We start from the raw sequence: 20800 nt of genomic DNA, 5'->3' as shown, positions 1-20800 counted from the left end.
GCTCTCTGTTCTTATTGCCAACAAAAGAATTAGTTTGCTAAACAACGCTATAACAACCTATATCCCATGGATAGTACACCGCACTAAAAGCTAAATACATCCCAAATAGACTCAATTGTTAACCTCGCACTTAAAATGTCTGTGCTAAAACAATAGTCCTCATTTAGAAAAGTATGCGATGCGCGCTCCTATATTTTAATCAACAATCGTATCCGTTAAATGAGAAAAACGCCATGTTATCTCTAACATGGCGTTTCCCCGAGTTTTCTGGCTATTACGAACGTTTCATCATATCGAAGAAATCATCGTTCGTTTTTGTCATCGCAAGCTTATTGATGAGGAACTCCATGGCATCAATCTCACCCATAGGATGAATAATCTTACGCAGAATCCACATTTTCTGCAGCTCTTCAGACGTGGTCAAAAGCTCTTCTTTACGAGTACCAGAACGGTTGTAATCAATCGCAGGGAACACGCGTTTTTCCGCAATTTTACGGGAAAGATGCAGTTCCATGTTGCCGGTACCTTTAAATTCTTCATAGATGACTTCATCCATTTTAGAACCGGTATCAACTAATGCGGTGGCAATGATTGTCAGGCTACCGCCCTCTTCCACGTTACGTGCAGCACCGAAGAAGCGCTTTGGACGATGCAGGGCGTTAGCATCTACACCACCGGTCAACACTTTACCTGACGCTGGAACAACGGTGTTATAGGCACGAGCCAAACGGGTGATAGAGTCCAGAAGAATAATAACGTCTTTCTTATGTTCAACCAGACGTTTGGCTTTTTCGATAACCATTTCAGCAACCTGAACGTGGCGAGATGCTGGTTCGTCAAAGGTAGAAGCAATAACTTCACCTTTCACCAATCGCTGCATCTCGGTAACTTCTTCTGGACGTTCGTCGATAAGAAGAACCATCAAAGTACAGTCAGGATGGTTATAAGCGATGCTCTGTGCAATGTTTTGCAGCAGCATCGTTTTACCCGCTTTCGGTGGCGCCACGATCAGACCACGTTGACCACGACCGATCGGAGATGCCAAATCCAAGACACGAGCCGTCAAATCTTCAGTGGAACCATTGCCGCGTTCCATACGAAGACGAGAGTTTGCATGTAAAGGAGTAAGGTTTTCGAACAGAATTTTACTGCGGGCGTTTTCTGGTTTGTCGTAGTTAACTTCGTTAACTTTTAACAGGGCAAAATAACGTTCACCTTCTTTAGGAGGACGGATTTTACCGGAAATAGTATCGCCAGTGCGAAGGTTGAAACGGCGGATTTGGCTTGGAGAAACATAGATATCATCAGGGCCTGCTAGGTAGGAACTATCGCCTGAACGGAGGAAACCAAATCCGTCCTGCAATATTTCTAGCACCCCATCACCGAAGATATCTTCGCCGCTTTTTGCATGTTGTTTCAGGATTGCAAAAATAATGTCCTGTTTGCGCATACGAGCCAGATTCTCTAGGCCCATGTTTTCGCCGAGAGTAATTAGCTCAGAGACCGGCGTATTCTTTAATTCGGTAAGATTCATAATGGTGGGTTCTTTAAACTCGGGGTATATCTCGAACGTATTGTGAATGGTATGACAGGGGTCATCCATGCCTGTTTGTGGACTTTCATAGCACCCAGTATGGATTACAGCGCGGATAAATCGCACCCATGCCAAAAGATTGCAGATCCAATTCGCGTGTACTCATTGATGATATGAAGGTGCCTTACGGTTTAAAACCTATGTTTTAGCTTGCTGGCCCCAACTGTGATGACCGCAGTAGTTCTCGAAGGTCACACTAGGGTTTAAAACACAGAGGTCTCAAAACAGAATAAAACTTAGATTCTAACTTTATGATTCAAACTACAGGTAAGTACTGTATTGCAGTGAGGTTAAACTTAACACGCTTATTCGCGGACGTCTAGCGGTCAGTCGCAAGAAAACGACTAACCACCAGACAACATCATAAATATGATGGTTACAGATTCGCGTCCAAGAACTCTTTCAATTGAGTTTTGGACAAAGCACCGACCTTAGTCGCAGCCACTGCGCCGTTTTTAAACAGCAGCAGGGTTGGAATACCGCGAATGCCAAACTTCGGCGCAGTCGCCGGGTTTTCATCGATATTCAGTTTAGCAATGGTCAACTTGCCTTCGTATTCAGTCGCGATTTCATCCAAAATCGGAGCAATCATCTTGCATGGACCACACCATTCTGCCCAGAAATCAACCAGAATCGGGCCTTCAGCTTTTAATACATCGGTATCGAAGCTGTTGTCACTCAGGTGAACAATTTTATCGCTCATGTTCTACTCCACAGGATTAAGTCTGCCTTTATTGGTATAATCTTAACCTACTAGACCGATCATCTTCCAATAAAGGGTTGACTTTATTTCAACGGATACGCGTTCGTAAAGCAATACTTTCGTGAACGTCTTTCGTGAACATAGCGTTAACTGTTATTCTACGACACTATGAGCAAAACACACTTAACTGAACAGAAGTTCGCCGACTTCGCCCTGCACCCAACGGTGGTCAAAGCCCTTGAATCTAAAGGCTTTCATAACTGCACGCCTATTCAGGCACTCGCATTACCCCTGACAGTGAATGGGCGTGATGTAGCAGGTCAGGCACAAACAGGCACCGGCAAGACGCTGGCTTTTTTAGCGTCAACTTTCCATTATTTACTCACTCATCCTGTCGCAGAGAACCGTAAAACCAATCAGCCAAGAGCGCTGATTATGGCTCCGACACGTGAATTAGCCGTTCAAATTCACTCTGATGCCGAGGCACTTGCGCACGAAACAGGTCTGAAACTTGGTTTGGCATACGGTGGCGATGGCTACGATAAACAGCTGAAAGTGCTCGAAAGTGGTGTTGATATTCTGATTGGCACTACGGGTCGCTTGATCGACTATGCTAAACAAGGCCATATTGACCTCGGCTGTATTCAGGTTGTGGTTCTTGATGAAGCCGACCGCATGTTCGACTTAGGCTTTATTAAAGATATCCGCTGGCTATTCCGTCGGATGCCTGCGACCAATCAGCGCCTAAATATGATGTTCTCCGCTACATTATCTTATCGTGTACGCGAACTGGCCTTCGAACATATGAACAACGCTGAATATATTGAAGTGGAACCAGAACAAAAAACGGGTCATCGCATTAAAGAAGAGCTGTTCTACCCTTCTAACGAAGAAAAAATGCGTTTATTACAGACGCTGATCGAAGAAGAGTGGCCAGATCGCTGCATTATTTTTGCCAATACCAAGCACCGCTGCGAAGATATCTGGGGCCATTTAGCCGCAGACGGACATCGTGTAGGCCTGCTGACCGGCGATGTGGCTCAGAAAAAACGTCTGCGTATTCTGGATGACTTCACCAAAGGCAATCTGGATATCTTAGTGGCAACCGACGTCGCTGCCCGTGGATTACATATCCCACTGGTGACTCACGTATTCAACTACGACTTACCTGACGATTGTGAAGACTACGTTCACCGTATCGGCCGAACTGGGCGTGCAGGTGAAAGTGGCTATTCCATCACACTAGCTTGTGAAGAATATGTACTCAATCTGCCGGCAATTGAGGCCTATATCGAGCACTCAATCCCCGTAAGTAAGTACAACAGCGAAGCGCTGCTCACTGATTTACCTGCACCGAAGCGATTAACTCGCCCTCGGAGTAACAACGGCCAACGCCGTAGTTCAGGTCCGCGCCGTAATAACGGTTCGATGCGTCAAAGCCGTAAACGTACGAGTTAATTATTTATGCGCAGCTCCGCCTCATTGTATGCCGCTATTGATCTTGGTTCTAACAGCTTTCATATGCTGGTTGTGCGTGAGGTGGCGGGGAGTATTCAGGTACTGGCCCGTATTAAGCGCAAAGTACGTTTAGCTGCGGGTTTAGATAGCGAGAATCAACTATCTGACGAAGCCATGCAACGCGGTTGGCAATGCCTGCGCTTATTCTCTGAGCGCTTACAGGATATTCCGCGCGAACAAATCCGCGTGGTGGCAACCGCGACGTTGCGCATTGCTAAAAATGCGCAGCAGTTTATTACTCAAGCTGAAGAAATTCTCGGCCGCCCAGTCCAAGTTATCAGTGGTGAAGAGGAAGCTCGCCTGATTTATCAAGGCGTAGCACATACCACAGGTGGCTCGGCGCAACGTTTAGTGGTGGATATCGGTGGCGGTAGCACCGAATTAGCGGCTGGGACAGGCGCGACGGCAGATGTCCTACACAGCCTTCAAATGGGGTGTGTGACATGGCTTGAACGCTATTTTAACGATCGTAATCTCACCCAAGAAAACTTCGATCGTGCAGGTCTGGCTGCGCGCGAGATGCTGTTGCCCGTGGTCGACAGCTTAAAACAGCATGGCTGGCAGATCTGCGTCGGGGCGTCAGGCACGGTTCAAGCGTTGCAGGAAATAATGGTTGCTCAGGGGATGGATGAACGCATCACGCTGAACAAACTACTGCAAATGCGCCAACGCGCGATTCAGTGTGGCAAACTCGAAGAGCTGGAAATTGCAGGGCTCACTCTTGAGCGAGCGCTGGTGTTTCCGAGCGGCTTATCGATCCTGATTGCGATTTTCGAAACCTTAGAGATCGAAAGCATGACATTATCCGGCGGCGCTCTGCGCGAAGGTCTGGTGTATGGCATGCTAGATCTTCCCGTGGAGCAGGATATTCGCTCGCGGACAATTCGTAATATTCAGCGCCGCTATCAGCTCGATATCGAGCAAGCTGAGCGTGTCAGCCTGCTGGCCGAAAGTTTTGTTCTGCAATTATCCAAAAGTTGGCAAATCGATAGCCGCAGTGCTGAGCTACTGCACTGGGCCTGCTTGCTGCATGAAGTTGGCCTAAGCGTAGACTTCAAACAGTCAACGCAGCATGCCGCCTATCTGATTAGAAACATAGATCTGCCTGGGTTTACCCCAGCACAAAAGAAGCTACTGGCTGCTTTGCTGCAAAATCAAAACGGCATGCTAGATATGACTGCTTTAAGTCAACAAAATGCGGTTCCACAAGAAATAGCACATCGCTTGTGCCGCATTCTACGGTTGGCGATTATCTTTGCTAGCCGCCGCCGTGATGACACCATGCCACTCCTGAATCTAAAAGCTGAAGGCGACAAATTACATGTTGTCCTACCCGCGGGTTGGCTACAGGCACACCCGCTACGCGCGGAAAACCTACATCAGGAAAGCCTGTGGGAAAGCTATGTACACTGGACCCTGTTGGTAGAAGAAATCGAATAAGCCCGATTTAATGATATGAAAAAGGCATCCTAACAGATGCCTTTTCTCATTATGAACGATGAAATACGCGCAATAACAATTAGCTTCCGCCCTTTGCCTTCGCCAACATCGCACGAATATTCGCGACGTTTGCTTGACCCTTTTGCATTCTCTCTTGTGGGCTGACCACTTTACGCTCCGTCTCCCAATTCAGATCGTCTTGGGGTAGCTCTAATAGAAATCGACTTGGCTCAGGACGCACTAATTCTCCGTATTGGCGGCGCTCGCGGCATAGGGTAAACACGAGCTCTTTTTGTGCTCGGGTTATTCCCACATAGGCCAATCGCCGCTCTTCGTCGACGTTATCTTCGTCAATACTGCTCTGATGTGGCAGTAAACCTTCTTCCATGCCGACAAGATAAACATACGGAAACTCTAGCCCTTTAGAAGCATGTAGCGTCATTAACTGTACCTGATCGGCCTCATCTTCACTTTCGCCTCGCTCCATCATATCGCGCAGAGTAAAACGTGTGACGACCTGAGTCAGCGTCATTGGCTCATCAATATCACTGCCTTCTAGCATTTCTGTCATCCAGCTAAACAGCTGATTGACGTTTTTCATGCGCATTTCGGCTGCTTTTGGGCTAGGCGAGGTTTCAAACAGCCAGCTCTCGTAGTCAACGCCATGAATAAGATCTCGCACCGCCGCTATTGGCTCACGCTCTGACAGCGCAGAAACTTCCTGCATCCAGTGCGTAAAACGCTGCAGAGATTCTAACCCCCGTCCGGTCAGCGTTTGGCTAAGACCAAAATCAAAGCTGGCACGGAACAAGCTAATGCCTCGATGATTGGCCCATTCACCCAATTTTTGCAGCGTCGCAGGGCCGATCTCACGCCGCGGCGTATTAACAATGCGCAGAAAAGCGCTGTCGTCGTCTGGGTTGGTCAGAACACGCAGATAGGCCAATAAATCTTTAATTTCTGGGCGCGAGAAGAATGAAGTCCCCCCGGATATACGATACGGAATGCGGTTTTGCATTAGCATTTTTTCAAATACGCGAGACTGATGGTTCCCGCGATACAAAATCGCATAGTCACTATAGGAGGTTTTATTGATAAAGTGATGAGCGATGAGCTCCCCCACGACGCGTTCCGCTTCGTGATCTTCATTATTTGCCGTAATGATTTTTAGCTCTTCACCATACCCTAATTCAGAGAACAGTCGTTTTTCAAATACGTGCGGATTGTTGGCAATGAGAATGTTAGCTGACTTCAGAATGCGCTGCGAAGAGCGATAATTCTGCTCCAGTTTAATCACCTGCAAAGCAGGGAAGTCCTCTTTCAGCAATACCAGATTCTGCGGACGCGCACCACGCCACGAATAAATCGACTGATCGTCATCGCCCACGACGGTAAATCGTGCTCGATTGCCTACCAACAGTTTTACCAATTCATACTGACTCGTGTTGGTATCTTGATATTCATCCACCAGCAAATAGCGAATGCGCTGCTGCCAACGTTCACGCACCTCTTCATTGCTACGCAGCAACAGCGTTGGCAACAGGATTAGGTCATCGAAATCAAGCACGTTGCAGGCTTTTAGCTGAGCGTCATACAGCTGATAGCAATGCACAAATATCTTGTCGCGCTCAGAAAATGCATGCGTCGCCGCCTGCTGGGGATCGATAAGATCGTTCTTCCAGTTTGAGATCGTCGAAATCAGTTGCTTGAGCAGATCCTTATCTTTCTCTAGCCATTGTTCGGTCAGATCCGTTAGCAATGCCAGCTGATCCTGATCGTCAAACAATGAGAAATTCGCCTTCATTCCCAACGCTTTATATTCTCGTTTGATGATCTCTAATCCCAAGGTATGGAAGGTGGAAATCATCAGGCCACGCGCTTCTTTTCGGCCCAGAGTCTGCGCTACGCGCTCTTTCATTTCACGGGCAGCTTTATTAGTAAAAGTCACCGCGGCAATATGGCGAGCCTGATAGCCACATTCACGGATCAGATGCGCAATTTTGTTTGTAATAACACGGGTTTTGCCTGAGCCGGCCCCAGCCAGAACTAAACAAGGACCAGTAACAAATTCAACAGCCTGCTGCTGACCGGGATTTAAACGCATGAATGACTTAACCTGAATATGATTGCGACAAAAGAACAAGACGGAGGCGAATTGTAGCAGAAACCAAGCAGCGAAAATAAACTCAGCGCGTGGGTTCTACCTTCAATGCGTTATATACCGAAGCACGTGAAATCCCCAGTTCATCCGCGACAATTTTTGCCGCCCCACGCAGTTGCAACAAACCGGAGGTTGCCAGATGACGGATCAATACTTTTCGTTGTGGAGCCGATAGCGCACGCGGCTGACTCGACATTGCCGCAGCATAATCTTCAATCGCGCGTTTCACATCCTTAGACCCGAAACTACTGCGTAAACTTTCCTGAGTAGGAGCATGCTCGCTATCCACAGAGGTAAGCTGAGAAAGCACACGCTGAACGGAATCCAGCAAAGAAACATCCATATTCAGGCATAACGCGGCAACAAACTCGCCCTGACTGTTGCGTAAGCCGATGGAAGTGCTTTTTGCTGGGCGCCCATCAGGAAATCGATTGGCGTAATTTTGCACCACATCAGGATAGTGCGGATCTCGAATGCGAGCCAATCCCATCTCGGTTGAGGGGTCGCCAATCTTTCGGCCAGACAATGGCTGCTCTATCGCCACGATAGAATGCATCGGGTTAGTCAGATCGTGCAGTACCACTTCACAGGTAGGCGCAAACATTTCTCCCAACGCTTTAGCAATTTTAGCGCCTTCACGCAGCAATAGCTGGTTTTCGCTCAACACTTCTGCAGTGGAGCTTTCATTATTTTTCATATAGCGCTTTCCTTTTTGTTTTACTGATCGTATAAAATTATACAAAATGACAAAGAAAATTGCACCCCGAGGAGAAAATCATGCCCCTGTTAACGATGGCAGTTAGTGCAGATGATGTAAGAGAAGCGGCAAAAAACCTTCAAGGTGCGGCACACCGCACCCCAGTTCTCACCTCCACCCAAGCGAACGCTATCACTGGCGCAAATCTGTTTTTCAAATGTGAAAACTACCAGCGAGTTGGAGCATTTAAGTTTCGCGGGGCTTATAACGCAATAAGCCATTTAACACAGGAACAAAAGAAGCGTGGGGTCGTCGCTTTCTCTTCCGGCAATCATGCGCAGGCGATGGCGCTAGCGGCACGAGAATTAGAAGTGCCGGTGACTATAGTGATGCCACACGATGCTCCTGCGGCCAAACTAGCAGCAACACGCGGTTATGGGGCCGAAGTCATTATTTACAATCGCCAAAAAGAAGATCGAGAAGCGATCGCTGCCGATCTGGCGGCTAAACGCGGCTTAAGCATCATACCTCCGTACAACCATCCGCACGTGATTGCAGGCCAAGGCACCTCAGCTCTGGAGTTATTCGAAGAGGTTGGTGAGCTTGATTTCTTATTTGTCTGTACTGGCGGCGGTGGATTACTTTCTGGTTGCGCCATCGCGGCTAACCATTTAGCTCCAGACTGTCGTGTATTTGGCGTTGAGCCAGAAGCCGGTAACGACGTTCAGCAATCTTTGCGCAGCGGAGAGCGCGTTAGCATCCCTGTTCCCGATACTATCGCCGATGGCGCACAAACCCAATGCGTTGGTGAACTAACCTTCCCAATTATTCGGAACTTTGTCGAAGATATTCTTACCGTCAGCGATCAGCAACTCTGCAATCAGATGCGTTTCTTCATGGAACGAATGAAAATGGTGGTTGAACCCACTGGGTGCTTAGCCGCTGCAGCAGCGATGAGTGGAAACATTGATATCCGCGGAGCACGTGTGGGAATCATCGTTAGCGGCGGCAACGTAGACGCAGAGTCCTATGGTGACTTTATTAAACGCGGCCAGAGTCTATCATGAAAATAATCCATTCAGATAAGTTACCAGCCCCCGGAGGGCACTATTCCCCCGCGGTGCTTTCGGGTAACCATCTCTATATTTCTGGTCAGTTACCAATTTCGCTCGACAACCCGCAACCGCGAGGCGATTTAGCCGAGCAGGCGCATGTCGTTTTTAGCAATATTGACGCCTTGCTAGCTACTGAAAATATTGATAAGTGCCATTTGATCAATGTGCAGATCTATCTTTGTGATGTCGCCCTGTGGCCAGAACTCAATCGGCTGTATGCCGAGTGGATGGGAGATCATCGACCTGCCCGTACCGTGGTACCTTGCTCAGCCCTACATTATGGAGCACTGCTCGAAGTCAGTGCCATTGCAGAAATAACCCTTAGCTGAGTACACTAGAGAAAATCTCTCTAATGCCTTCATCTGGAGTATCCTCGATGGCAAAAAACGCGGCAGCATTGCATATCCTTGTAAAGGAAGAAAAACAGGCGCTGGATCTTCTCGAACAGCTAAAAAATGGCGGTGATTTTGAGAAGCTGGCCAAGAAACACTCTATCTGCCCATCTGGCCGTAAAGGTGGTCACTTAGGTGAATTCAAGCAAGGCACAATGGTACCTGCTTTCGATAAAGTCGTGTTCTCTTGCCCACTGCTGGAACCTTATGGTCCGCTGCATACACAGTTCGGTTATCACATTATCAAAGTGCTTTATCGCAACTAGTAAAAATTGAAGCAATAAAAAAGGCGCCTCGGCGCCTTTTTCATGTTTTCGCGAATTAACCCGCCACGGCGATCCGCTTCATATCTTTCATATAGCCACGCAGCTTATGACCAACGGCTTCAATTGGATGATTGCGAATCGCTTCGTTCACGTCGCGCAACTGAGCGTTATCAACCGCAGTCGCTGTGCTAGCGGCTTTGCCTAAATCGCCAGTTTGCAGTGAAGACATAAACTTCTCTTTCAGCAATGGCACTGCCGCATTCGCAAACAGATAGTTACCGTATTCTGCGGTATCAGAGATAACCACGTTCATTTCATACAGACGTTTACGGGCAATGGTGTTTGCAATCAGCGGCAGCTCATGCAGAGATTCGTAATATGCTGACTCTTCAATGATGCCAGAGGCTACCATCGTTTCGAATGCCAGTTCGACGCCTGCTTTAACCATAGCAATCATCAGAACGCCTTGGTCGAAGTAATCCTGCTCCGCAATTTTGCCTTCGAACTGTGGCGCAGTTTCAAATGCTGTTTTGCCGGTCTCTTCGCGCCAAGTCAGCAATTTGATGTCATCTTCAGCCCAGTCAGCCATCATTCCGCTTGAGAATGCGCCAGAAATGATGTCATCCATATGCTTTTGGAACAGCGGAGCCATAATGCCTTTCAACTGTTCAGATAATGCATAAGCACGCAGTTTGGCCGGATTCGACAAACGATCCATCATCAGGGTAATTCCCCCCTGCTTCAACGCTTCAGTAATGGTTTCCCAACCAAACTGCACCAATTTTTCTGCATAAGCAGGGTCGGTACCGTCCGCCACCAGCTTGTCAAAGCACAGCAAAGAACCTGCTTGCAGCATGCCACACAGAATAGTTTGTTCACCCATCAGGTCAGATTTAACTTCTGCAACGAAAGAAGACTCCAGAACCCCCGCACGATGGCCTCCAGTGGCTGCGGCCCAGGCTTTAGCAATCGCCATACCTTCACCCTTAGGATCGTTTTCAGGATGAACCGCAATCAGCGTCGGTACACCAAAGCCACGCTTATACTCTTCACGTACTTCAGTACCCGGACACTTCGGCGCAACCATTACTACGGTAATGTCCTTACGAATTTGCTCACCCACTTCAACAATGTTGAAACCGTGCGAGTAACCCAGCGCTGCGCCATCTTTCATCAGCGGCTGTACGGCTTTTACCACCGCCGAATGCTGTTTGTCTGGAGTCAAGTTAACCACCAGATCTGCCTGTGGGATCAGATCTTCGTAGGTACCGACTTTAAAACCGTTTTCGGTCGCTTTACGCCATGAGGCGCGCTTCTCAGCAATCGCCTCTGCACGCAACGCGTAGGACACATCCAAACCGGAGTCGCGCATATTCAGGCCTTGGTTCAGCCCTTGCGCACCACAGCCAACAATCACCACTTTTTTACCTTTCAGGTAACCCGCTTCATCTGCAAATTCTTCGCGCCCCATAAAGCGACACTTACCCAGTTGCGCCAACTGCTGACGCAGGTTCAATGTGTTGAAATAGTTAGCCATCGTGTGCTCCATTGTTTTGTTGTTGGACGTTGTGTTTTCGCTCTAAAGGCGACGTCTGCAAGTTAATTATTTTTCACTTCCCCGCCTGTCTGTCGGGGAGGTTCTCGTCAAGGAGAATGAACCCATCATATGACAGGATTTGTATTGCTTAAATTGATATATTACGAAGATGTCATTGCAGTTTTTGCAATGTAATGAGCGGAAATCACCCATGGATCTTCGAGATTTAAAATTATTTATCCACCTAGCCGAATCGCGCCACTTTGGCCGCACCGCGCATGCCGTGCACGTTAGCCCATCAACGCTCTCACGACAGATCCAACGGCTCGAAGAAGAACTCGGCCAGCCGCTGTTCTTGCGTGATAACCGAGATGTTCGGCTAACCAGCGCCGGTGAACAGTTCAAAATCTTTGCTCAACAAACGCTGCTGCAATACCAACAGTTGCGCAATGCACTCGGACAGACTGGGCCAGCACTCACTGGAGAACTACGTCTGTTCTGCTCGGTGACTGCGGCCTATAGCCACCTGCCGTCAGTGCTTGATCGCTTTCGTGCTCTGCATCCGTTGGTCGAGATCAAGCTCACCACCGGTGACGCCGCCGATGCCGTCAGCAAGATTCAGTCGGACGAAGCCGACCTCGGCATCGCTGGTCGCCCAGAAACACTGCCCACCAGCATTGAATTCACCAAGATTGGTGAGATCCCGCTGCGTCTGATTGCCCCTGCGCTACCGTGCCACATTCGCTCTTTAGCGCTTGCAGAGCAGCCTGACTGGTCACAGATTCCCTTTATCCTGCCGCAGCATGGGCCTTCGCGTCAGCGAATCGATCTGTGGTTCCGTCGGCAAAAAATCAGTAACCCGCAAATCTACGCCACGGTTTCCGGCCATGAAGCGATTGTGTCGATGGTCGCGCTCGGCTGCGGCATCGCCCTGTTACCCGATGTGGTGCTGAATAACAGCCCTGAGTCAATTCGTGCTCGTATCACCGAACTTGAGCATGTCTCGATGGTTGCTCCTTTCGAATTGGGCGTTTGTGTGCAGAAAAAACGGTTGGAAGAGCCGTTGATTCATGCATTCTGGCAGCTGTTATAGCCACCAGCACCCTCTTCAAATCAGCCCTTCAAGAAGAAACGGAAAGCCGGATTATCCGTTTCATCATGACACTCATAGCCAAGTTCATGCAGCCGCGATTCAAAGTTTGGATCGCTATCTGCACGTTCAAACGCAGCTAGAACGCGGCCAAAATCGGTGCCATGACTGCGATAATGGAATAACGATATATTCCAATGGGTGCCCAGCGTACTTAAAAACTTCAGCAACGCACCTGGCGACTCAGGGAACTCAAAGCTGTAAAGTCGCTCCTGTAGTGGTTTAGATGGACGTCCCCCGACCATATAACGCACATGCAGCTTCGCCATTTCATCGTCAGAAAGATCGACTACCTGATAACCGCCATTCTGCAACAGTGCTAAAATCTCTTGTCGCTCCGCCACTCCGCGCGTTAGACGTACACCAACGAAAATGCAGGCACTATCAGCATCGGCATAGCGATAGTTAAACTCAGTGACCGAACGGCCACCTAACAATTGGCAAAATTTGAGGAAGCTGCCCTGCTGCTCTGGAATAGTCACAGCTAATAGCGCTTCGCGTTGTTCGCCAAGCTCACAGCGCTCAGAAACATAGCGCAAGCCATGGAAATTAAGGTTGGCTCCCGAAAGTACATGCGCCAATCGCTCTCCCTGTATCTGATGCTGCTGAACGTATTTCTTCAAACCCGCTAGCGCCAATGCACCAGAAGGTTCCGCCACAGCTCGCACATCTTCGAACAGATCTTTCACTGCCGCACAGATCGCATCGCTATCGACGGTGATCACATCGTCTAGGTATTCGCGGCAAAGGCGGAAGGTTTCATCACCGATGCGTTTCACCGCCACACCTTCAGCAAATAAGCCAACACGGGCTAAATCTACCGGATGCCCCGCATCCAACGCCGCGCGTAAACAGGCCGAGTCCTCGGCTTCAACGCCGATCACCTTAATCTGCGGCATCAGCTGTTTGATCAACACCGCGACACCAGCGGCTAAGCCACCGCCACCAACGGGAACAAACACGCGATCCAGATGAGCATCCTGTTGTAACAACTCCATAGCCAAAGTGCCTTGGCCCGCGATAACCGCCGGGTGATCGAAAGGAGGAACAAACGTCAGATTTTTGCTCTTGGCTAATTCAATCGCGTAGGCTTTGGCTTCATCAAAATTTGCACCGTACAGCACGGCTTCACCGCCAAAGCCACGCACCGCATCTACTTTAATATCAGCGGTAGATACCGGCATCACAATGGTGGATTTAATGCCTAAACGTGAGGCGGAAAGCGCGACTCCCTGAGCATGGTTGCCTGCGGAGGCCGTTACCACACCGTGAGATTTTTGCTCTTCGTTAAGACCGGCGATCATCGCGTAGGCCCCACGCAATTTAAAGCTGTGCACTGGCTGACGATCTTCGCGTTTGACTAAAACCGTATTGCCAATTCGTTCGGATAGCTTAGTCATGGTCTGCAGCGGGGTTACCTGAGCAACCTCATACACTGGAGCTCGTAACACCGCACGCAGATATTCAGCTCCACAGGGCTGCTCTGGAAGCACTTCTTTTTGCGCCTTAGCAGAGGAAGTCATGGTTAACCTCCCAGCTTCGATTTATCGCGTACCGCACCGCGGTCTGCGCTAGTTGCCAGCATGGCATAAGCACGCAAAGCAAAGGATACCTGACGCTCACGCGCTTTAGGTGTCCATGCCGCATCACCTCTCGCCAGCTCTTCTTCCCGGCGATTGGCCAGTTCACTTTCCGAAATGTCTAACTTGATGCCACGCTGTGGAATATTGATATCAATCATGTCGCCGTCTTGTACTAGGGCAATGATGCCGCCGCTCGCCGCTTCAGGAGAAACATGCCCAATTGACAGACCAGATGTACCACCAGAGAAGCGACCATCGGTGATCAACGCACAGCTTTTACCTAACCCCATCGATTTCAGATAGGTCGTCGGATACAGCATTTCTTGCATGCCAGGGCCGCCTTTTGGCCCCTCGTACCGGATAACAACAACGTCACCCGCGACAACTTTCCCCCCCAGAATAGCGTCTACTGCCGCATCTTGGCTTTCATACACTTTCGCTGGGCCACGGAAAATCAGGCTCTCTTTTTCCACACCGGCGGTTTTCACAATACAGCCATCTTCAGCGATATTGCCATACAGCACGGCCAAACCACCGTCTTGGCTATAGGCAAACTCGCGGGTTCGGATACAGCCTTCTTGGCGGTCAGTATCCAGGGAATCCCAGCGGCACTCTTGCGAGAATGCTTTTGTTGTACGGATACCCGCTGGGCCAGCGGTATACATCTTTTTGACACTTTCATCTTCTGTGACCATCACGTCGTAGGCCGCTAACGTTTCAGATAAGGTCATGCCCAGAACGTTATTCACTTCGCGATTTAGCAGCCCAGCACGATCCAGTTCACCCAAGATCCCCATCACGCCGCCTGCGCGATGTACGTCTTCCATATGGTATTTCTGGGTGCTTGGCGCGACTTTACACAGATGAGGAACCTTACGTGACAGACGATCGATGTCCGTCATGGTGAAATCAACTTCGCCTTCCTGTGCCGAAGCCAACAGATGCAGAACGGTATTAGTTGAGCCGCCCATGGCGATATCCAACGTCATCGCGTTTTCAAACGCCGCTTTGTTAGCGATATTGCGTGGCAACACGCGTTCATCGTCCTGCTCGTAATAGCGTTTAGTCAGTTCGACAATGCGTTTGCCCGCATTCAGGAACAGATCTTTGCGGTCAACGTGGGTGGCCAGCAATGAACCATTTCCTGGTTGAGATAAACCCAGCGCTTCAGTTAAACAGTTCATGGAGTTAGCGGTGAACATACCGGAACATGAGCCGCAGGTAGGGCACGCTGAGCGCTCAATTTGTTCACTATCCGCATCCGATACGTTTGGATTGGCGCCCTGAATCATCGCATCAACCAGATCCAGCTTGATGATTTGATCGGATAGCTTGGTTTTACCCGCTTCCATCGGCCCGCCCGACACAAAGATCACTGGAATGTTCAAGCGCAGTGACGCCATCAACATCCCTGGGGTGATTTTGTCGCAGTTGGAAATACATACCATGGCATCAGCACAATGTGCGTTAACCATGTATTCCACGGAGTCGGCAATCAACTCGCGGGAAGGGAGGGAATACAGCATACCGCCATGCCCCATAGCGATACCGTCATCAACCGCAATCGTATTAAACTCTTTGGCTACGCCACCTGAGGCCTCGATCTGCTCTGCAACCAGTTTACCCAGATCGCGCAGATGGACATGACCAGGCACGAACTGGGTAAATGAGTTAACCACAGCAATAATCGGCTTACCAAAATCTGCGTCGGTCATTCCTGTTGCTCGCCATAATGCACGAGCGCCCGCCATATTACGGCCATGTGTGGTTGTTGCAGAACGATACTTTGGCATGCTTAATTCACTCCAGCGTAAGCCTGTGCTCAGGCTTTTATCTATTTATGCGGGCGGGAACGAACCGCCCGTCTTATCCCTTTCATACTTCACGCTGCACGTGCATTGGTTGCCTGCAACCCGATGTATTTCGGGGTTATATTTTGATGAATAACCTGTCTGTCACTTCAATTACTTAGCGTTAACTAAATCCAACCAGCCCCACTGATCTTCGGTCTTGCCAGTAAACAGACCAAAGAAAGCTTCCTGAATCTGTTTCGTCACAGGACCGCAGCGACCAATACCCACCTGAATACCGTCTACGCTGCGTACTGGGGTAATTTCTGCCGCGGTGCCTGACATAAAGACTTCGTCTGCCAGATACAGTGATTCACGCGACATAACCTGCTCACGAATTTCAAAACCAGCATTTTTTGCCAGTTTGATAATGGCATCACGCGTGATCCCCGGCAGCGCCGCAGAGGTGAACGGCGGGGTGAAAATAATGCCATCTTTCACCATAAACAGGTTTTCGCCCGCGCCTTCTGATACATAGCCATGCACATCCAGTGCGATACCTTCCTGATAGCCATGACGTCGAGCCTCAGAACCAACCAGCAAAGAGGAAAGGTAGTTACCACCGGCTTTTGCCGCGGTTGGAATGGTGTTTGGTGCTGCACGATTCCAAGAAGAAACCTGAGCATCAATACCCTGATCCAGTGCGTCTGCGCCCAGATATGCTCCCCAAGGGAATGCGGCAATGATGACATCTGTTTTGTAACCTTCAGGCGGGTTAACGCCCATGCCAACATCGCCGACAAATACCAATGGACGGATGTAAGCACTGGTCAGGTTATTTTTGCGCAGAGTTTCACGGCAGGCCTCCATCAGTTCATCAACGCTGTAGGAAACTGGCATGCGATAGATCTTGGCGGAGTCGCGCAGGCGCTGCATATGCTCACGGTGACGGAAAACTGCAGGGCCATTGTTGGTATCGTAGCAGCGCACCCCTTCAAATACGGAAGTGCCATAATGCAGCGCATGAGACATTACGTGTACTTTAGCTTCTGCCCATGGAACCATCTCGCCATTGAACCAAATATAATCAGCTTTCTTAGTGGTCATTCTTCTTTTCCTTGTCGCGTCTCATGCGCGTAATTAATGTTATTAATCTTGTAACAAACGTAATCGGTTAACAAACAGCCTGTTGACGTGCGGTCTGAGGCTGGATCTCAACGCTGGCAACATCCATCAATTTATTCAGCTGCGATGACAGCAGGTTGATTGGCCGTTGGCTCGACACCGTCAGTTCGATGCTCACACTGTCTGAATCCAGCGTCTGAGCCATATTCATAGCACAAACCTGAAAACCACGGTGACGAATAACGCGCAGCACACGCTCTAAAACTTCTGGGCGGAATCGTGCCTGAATAGCCAATTGATGTTGCGAAGATGTTAACTGCATCATGATATTTTCTCCATCATAGATTCATTGCCTGCGCCCGGCGGAACTAAAGGCCAGACATTCTCTAATTCGTCGATGGAGACATGGAGCAGGTAAGGTCCCTCGCTGTTTAACAGCGTATCCAGTGCCGCGTCGACTTGCTCTTTACGGGTGATAGTCTGACCAGAAATTCCAAACGCGCTGGCCAACATGATGAAATCGGGGTTATCTGACAGATTGGTTTCGCTGTAGCGACCATCAAAAAAGAGTTGCTGCCATTGGCGAACCATGCCCAAACGTTGGTTATCCAACAAAATGATTTTCACTGGCAGATTTTTACGTTTGATAGTACCCAGCTCCTGCACATTCATCATGAATGAGCCGTCGCCGGATACACAAATCACCATATCATCAGGACGAGCCATCTGTGCGCCAACCGCAGCAGGAATACCAAAGCCCATCGTGCCTAAGCCGCTTGAGGTAATAAAATTTTCTGGGCGAGCAAACTGCATATGTTGCGCAGTCCACATTTGATGCTGACCAACGTCGGTTGTCACCACCGCTTCAGCGGGCTTGCGGTCAGATAACTGTTTCAAAAACAACGGTGCATAAATTGCCTGTCCCGGATGATCGTAACGCCACGGATGCTCAGCTTTCAGGCTGATAACGTCATATTGCCATTCACCGATACTCAATGGCTGACTCAGCGCTGGCAACATTCGGTTTAAATCACCGCACAATTCCACGTGAGCCTGACGTAGCTTACTCATTTCGGCAGGGTCGATATCCATATGAATCACTTTAGCGTGGGGAGCAAACGCATTCAGTTTCCCAGTAACGCGATCGTCAAAACGTGCACCAACGGCAATCAGTAAATCACATTGCTGTACTGCAAGATTAGCCGCCTTCGTGCCGTGCATCCCTAACATGCCTAAATAACATGGATGGTTAGCGTCTGGAGCCCCTAAACCTTTCAGCGTCACTACTGCTGGAACGCCGGTTGCATTAACAAAATCTCGTAAAGCGGGAACGGCCTGAGCCATCCCCACACCACCTCCAACGTACAGCATTGGCTTTCTCGCCTTAGCCAACAGCTCACGCGCCTGTTGTAATTCCTCTTGGCAAGGCGCCATCGCTTCTGACACCGCAGACAGATGCGCAGCCAATTCACCTTCAGCCAACTGAATATCTTTTGGAATATCAATTAACACCGGTCCAGGGCGGCCACTGGTTGCTACTGCAAAGGCCTCAGCCATAATACTTGGCAGCGCTTCCAGCGATTCCACCAGAAAACTGTGTTTGGTACAGGCCAGAGACAATCCCAGAACATCGATCTCTTGAAATGCATCGGTGCCAATCAGAGCTGAACCTACCTGCCCAGTGATCGCAACGATGGGAACTGAATCCAACATGGCATCAGCCAGCCCAGTGATCAAATTCGTTGCGCCTGGGCCGGAAGTCGCAATACATACGCCAGGTTTTCCCGTTGAACGGGCATAGCCAATAGCTGCAATGACAGCGCCTTGCTCGTGCCGACACAGTAGGTGTTCCACACCACCGTCATACAATGCATCGTATACCGGCATGATTGCGCCACCTGGATAGCCGAAAACTTTATCAACACCCTGTGCTCGCAACGCTTGTACTACCCACTGTGCGCCATTCATAGTTTAATTCCCCGCCCTTTTACTGGGACAACAGGATTTTATTCTGTCAGTCATTTTCTGTTCCCCGCCACTTTCTCATTGCGAAAAAAAACCCCCGGACCTTTCGGTGCGGGGGTTCTCGTTTGATTCAGACTTGATTTTTAAGCCTTTCTTCGTCCAAGTGCTGCCCCGCACGGTGGGATAATAATCACCACCACACTAATCACGACGAGGCTGAGTACTTGGACGAGAGTTTTCATAAATAGTTTTTTCTGTTGCCTTCTGAGCTAATGCTTAAAGAGTTATCACAGTTCTTTGCTGTCTGACAATAATTTTTTTGCGTAACCATTAAACAAAAACGGCTCAAATCACACCCAATAATATGATTTAACATCATTTTATTGTGGTTTCCTCTGAAGAAATTTTTCTTCCCAACGATGCGCCTTGTGTATCTCGGCCAAAGGAAATAAGCACAATAATGGCCACCGCAACGCTACCGGCAATAATGGCCATCGCCAAGCCGTAGTTCTGACCGTGACTTTCAGCAATGGTGGCTTGAAGCGTTGCGTTTACCGAAGCAATCAGATTCCCCAACTGATACACGAAACCAGGTAATACAGCACGCGTATTCGCGGGAACCAGCTCATTCAGATAGGTTGGGATAACGCCCCAAGCCCCCTGAACCATGAATTGCATTAGGAAAGCGCCAATACCAAGCATGAGCGAACCACCGGAGAATGCCCACAGAGGAATCACAGGTAAAGCCAGCGCTGCTGCAATAATAATGGCCTTTTTACGCCCGATTTTTTCTGATAGAACGCCAAAGAATACACCGCCGATAATTGACGCAATATTGTAGCTAATAGCAATGATACTGACGGTTTTAGGATCGAAACCATGCTGAATTTTCAAAAATGCAGGATACATATCCTGCGTGCCATGACTGAAGAAATTGAACGCCGCCATCAGCAAAACAAGATAGATACAAAGCTTCCAGTGGCTCTTCAAAACAGGTAATAACGCAGTGCTTTCTTTGCGCTCACGCGCTGCCAACCAAACGGGAGACTCGGGGACTTTGAAATAAATAAACGGTAATAACACTATCGGTATCGCGCCAATGACAAACATGCCTCTCCAACCGACAAGCTCAAACAACGAGCCATATACCACCGCTGCCAGCAAATAGCCAAACGGATAACCGGCCTGAAATATGCCTGACATTAGACCGCGTGAACGGTCTGGAATAGTTTCCATAGCCAGAGATGATGCAACCCCCCAGATACCACCCATCGCAACGCCATAGAGCACTCTGAGTACGAGGAAAGTGGTGAGAGAGGGAGCAGCGGCGGAAAGCAGCTCAAAGATTGAAAAAAACAGGATATTCACCATCAATATTGGCCGGCGGCCATACTTCTCCGCCGCGCGCCCAAACAGCAAGGCGCCAATAGGACGTACTGCGAGCGTCAATAAAATCGCTAGCGTTACCTGTTCCATACCGACGTGAAAAGCCGCTGCAATATCGCTAAGTAAGAATACGAGGATAAAAAAATCAAATGCGTCGAGCGTCCAGCTTAGAAAGCTCGCAATAGCAACGTTACGTTGCTGGCTTGACCAACCAAACATAGTGAATTCCCTACCGTAGAGTATGAGGCGCTTTTTAGCGTTTTTATAGGAGACAACTGCACAGCCTGTTAATTGTGGTTTGTTATGCAGAATGTCTTTTTGTATTACTAATGTTAAATATAACCCTCTTAGCTACAGGGCCAAAACAATTAGCACGCT

At 49.1% G+C, this 20800-nt stretch carries 18 protein-coding genes; 6 read left to right on the top strand and 12 right to left on the bottom strand.

Going from position 1 to position 20800, the window contains the following annotated elements; translation table 11 throughout:
- Positions 1 to 274: 274 nt before the first annotated feature.
- Both rho and trxA read right to left on the bottom strand, forming a co-directional pair.
- On the bottom strand, positions 275 to 1534 hold the full coding sequence (gene rho, locus K9N75_RS00745; RefSeq protein WP_008815829.1) for a transcription termination factor Rho: 1260 nt from the start codon (positions 1532 to 1534) through the stop codon (positions 275 to 277).
- Between the two features lie 436 nt (positions 1535 to 1970).
- Positions 1971 to 2297, bottom strand: a complete 327-nt coding sequence (gene trxA, locus K9N75_RS00740) for a thioredoxin TrxA (protein ID WP_004089255.1) — start codon at positions 2295 to 2297, stop codon at positions 1971 to 1973.
- Positions 2298 to 2465: 168 nt separating this feature from the next.
- Between trxA and rhlB the strand changes: the two genes are divergently transcribed.
- Entirely contained in the window at positions 2466 to 3755 is a 1290-nt protein-coding gene (gene rhlB / locus K9N75_RS00735; RefSeq protein ID WP_004089253.1) for an ATP-dependent RNA helicase RhlB, read from the top strand.
- Positions 3756 to 3761: 6 nt separating this feature from the next.
- Entirely contained in the window at positions 3762 to 5255 is a 1494-nt protein-coding gene (gene gppA, locus K9N75_RS00730; protein ID WP_224452127.1) for a guanosine-5'-triphosphate,3'-diphosphate diphosphatase, read from the top strand.
- A 79-nt stretch (positions 5256 to 5334) separates the two neighbouring features.
- Here gppA and rep read toward each other — a convergent pair whose 3' ends face one another.
- Together rep and K9N75_RS00720 are read right to left on the bottom strand one after the other, a co-directional pair.
- Positions 5335 to 7359, bottom strand: a complete 2025-nt coding sequence (gene rep / locus K9N75_RS00725) for a DNA helicase Rep (RefSeq protein WP_008815827.1) — start codon at positions 7357 to 7359, stop codon at positions 5335 to 5337.
- 82 nt (positions 7360 to 7441) lie between these two features.
- Positions 7442 to 8113, bottom strand: a complete 672-nt coding sequence (locus tag K9N75_RS00720; RefSeq protein WP_004089248.1) for a helix-turn-helix transcriptional regulator — start codon at positions 8111 to 8113, stop codon at positions 7442 to 7444.
- Positions 8114 to 8193: 80 nt separating this feature from the next.
- Here K9N75_RS00720 and K9N75_RS00715 point away from each other — a divergent pair, with 80 nt between their 5' ends.
- The 3 genes from K9N75_RS00715 to ppiC are packed head-to-tail and all read left to right on the top strand — an operon-like array spanning position 8194 to position 9886.
- On the top strand, positions 8194 to 9180 hold the full coding sequence (locus tag K9N75_RS00715) for a threo-3-hydroxy-L-aspartate ammonia-lyase (RefSeq protein WP_166712852.1): 987 nt from the start codon (positions 8194 to 8196) through the stop codon (positions 9178 to 9180).
- The gene (locus K9N75_RS00710; RefSeq protein ID WP_061059348.1) at positions 9177 to 9557 is read left to right on the top strand and encodes a RidA family protein; all 381 of its coding nucleotides are present in this window, start codon (positions 9177 to 9179) and stop codon (positions 9555 to 9557) included. Before K9N75_RS00715 ends, K9N75_RS00710 begins: the two co-directional genes overlap by 4 nt.
- A gap of 47 nt (positions 9558 to 9604) precedes the next feature.
- Positions 9605 to 9886 (top strand): peptidylprolyl isomerase PpiC, encoded by a 282-nt coding sequence (gene ppiC / locus K9N75_RS00705; protein WP_224452126.1) that lies wholly within the window; start codon positions 9605 to 9607, stop codon positions 9884 to 9886.
- Positions 9887 to 9941: 55 nt separating this feature from the next.
- On the opposite strand, the gene ilvC is transcribed toward ppiC, so the two are convergent.
- Positions 9942 to 11423, bottom strand: a complete 1482-nt coding sequence (gene ilvC, locus K9N75_RS00700; protein WP_008815824.1) for a ketol-acid reductoisomerase — start codon at positions 11421 to 11423, stop codon at positions 9942 to 9944.
- 211 nt (positions 11424 to 11634) lie between these two features.
- Here ilvC and ilvY point away from each other — a divergent pair, with 211 nt between their 5' ends.
- The gene (gene ilvY, locus K9N75_RS00695) at positions 11635 to 12516 is read left to right on the top strand and encodes an HTH-type transcriptional activator IlvY (RefSeq protein ID WP_008815823.1); all 882 of its coding nucleotides are present in this window, start codon (positions 11635 to 11637) and stop codon (positions 12514 to 12516) included.
- Positions 12517 to 12536: 20 nt separating this feature from the next.
- Here the strand turns inward: ilvY and ilvA are convergent, their stop codons facing one another.
- The 7 genes from ilvA to K9N75_RS00660 form a co-directional block, all read right to left on the bottom strand.
- Positions 12537 to 14096, bottom strand: coding sequence for a threonine ammonia-lyase, biosynthetic (gene ilvA / locus K9N75_RS00690; protein ID WP_008815822.1), 1560 nt, complete (start codon positions 14094 to 14096; stop codon positions 12537 to 12539).
- A gap of 2 nt (positions 14097 to 14098) precedes the next feature.
- On the bottom strand, positions 14099 to 15949 hold the full coding sequence (gene ilvD / locus K9N75_RS00685; RefSeq protein WP_224452125.1) for a dihydroxy-acid dehydratase: 1851 nt from the start codon (positions 15947 to 15949) through the stop codon (positions 14099 to 14101).
- Between the two features lie 171 nt (positions 15950 to 16120).
- A complete protein-coding gene (locus tag K9N75_RS00680; protein ID WP_004089240.1) occupies positions 16121 to 17053 on the bottom strand; it encodes a branched-chain amino acid transaminase in 933 nt (310 codons plus the stop codon).
- 67 nt (positions 17054 to 17120) lie between these two features.
- Positions 17121 to 17396 carry an acetolactate synthase 2 small subunit gene (gene ilvM / locus K9N75_RS00675; RefSeq protein ID WP_004089239.1) on the bottom strand — a complete coding sequence of 92 codons (276 nt, stop codon included), beginning with the start codon at positions 17394 to 17396 and terminating at the stop codon, positions 17121 to 17123.
- Positions 17393 to 19039, bottom strand: a complete 1647-nt coding sequence (ilvG, locus tag K9N75_RS00670) for an acetolactate synthase 2 catalytic subunit (RefSeq protein WP_224452124.1) — start codon at positions 19037 to 19039, stop codon at positions 17393 to 17395. The genes ilvM and ilvG overlap by 4 nt, the downstream gene beginning before the upstream one ends.
- Before the next feature lie 140 nt (positions 19040 to 19179).
- The gene (gene ilvL / locus K9N75_RS00665) at positions 19180 to 19278 is read right to left on the bottom strand and encodes an ilv operon leader peptide (protein WP_071778685.1); all 99 of its coding nucleotides are present in this window, start codon (positions 19276 to 19278) and stop codon (positions 19180 to 19182) included.
- 133 nt (positions 19279 to 19411) lie between these two features.
- Positions 19412 to 20641: an MFS transporter gene (locus K9N75_RS00660; protein WP_035502120.1), complete on the bottom strand. Its 1230-nt coding sequence runs from the start codon at positions 20639 to 20641 to the stop codon at positions 19412 to 19414.
- Positions 20642 to 20800 lie beyond the last annotated feature (159 nt).

This window comes from Hafnia paralvei (genome assembly GCF_020150375.1).
In the GTDB taxonomy this organism is placed as follows: domain Bacteria; phylum Pseudomonadota; class Gammaproteobacteria; order Enterobacterales; family Enterobacteriaceae; genus Hafnia; species Hafnia paralvei.
The sequence above is the reverse complement of the archived record's forward strand: the minus strand, read 5'-3'. Positions and strand labels throughout refer to the sequence as shown.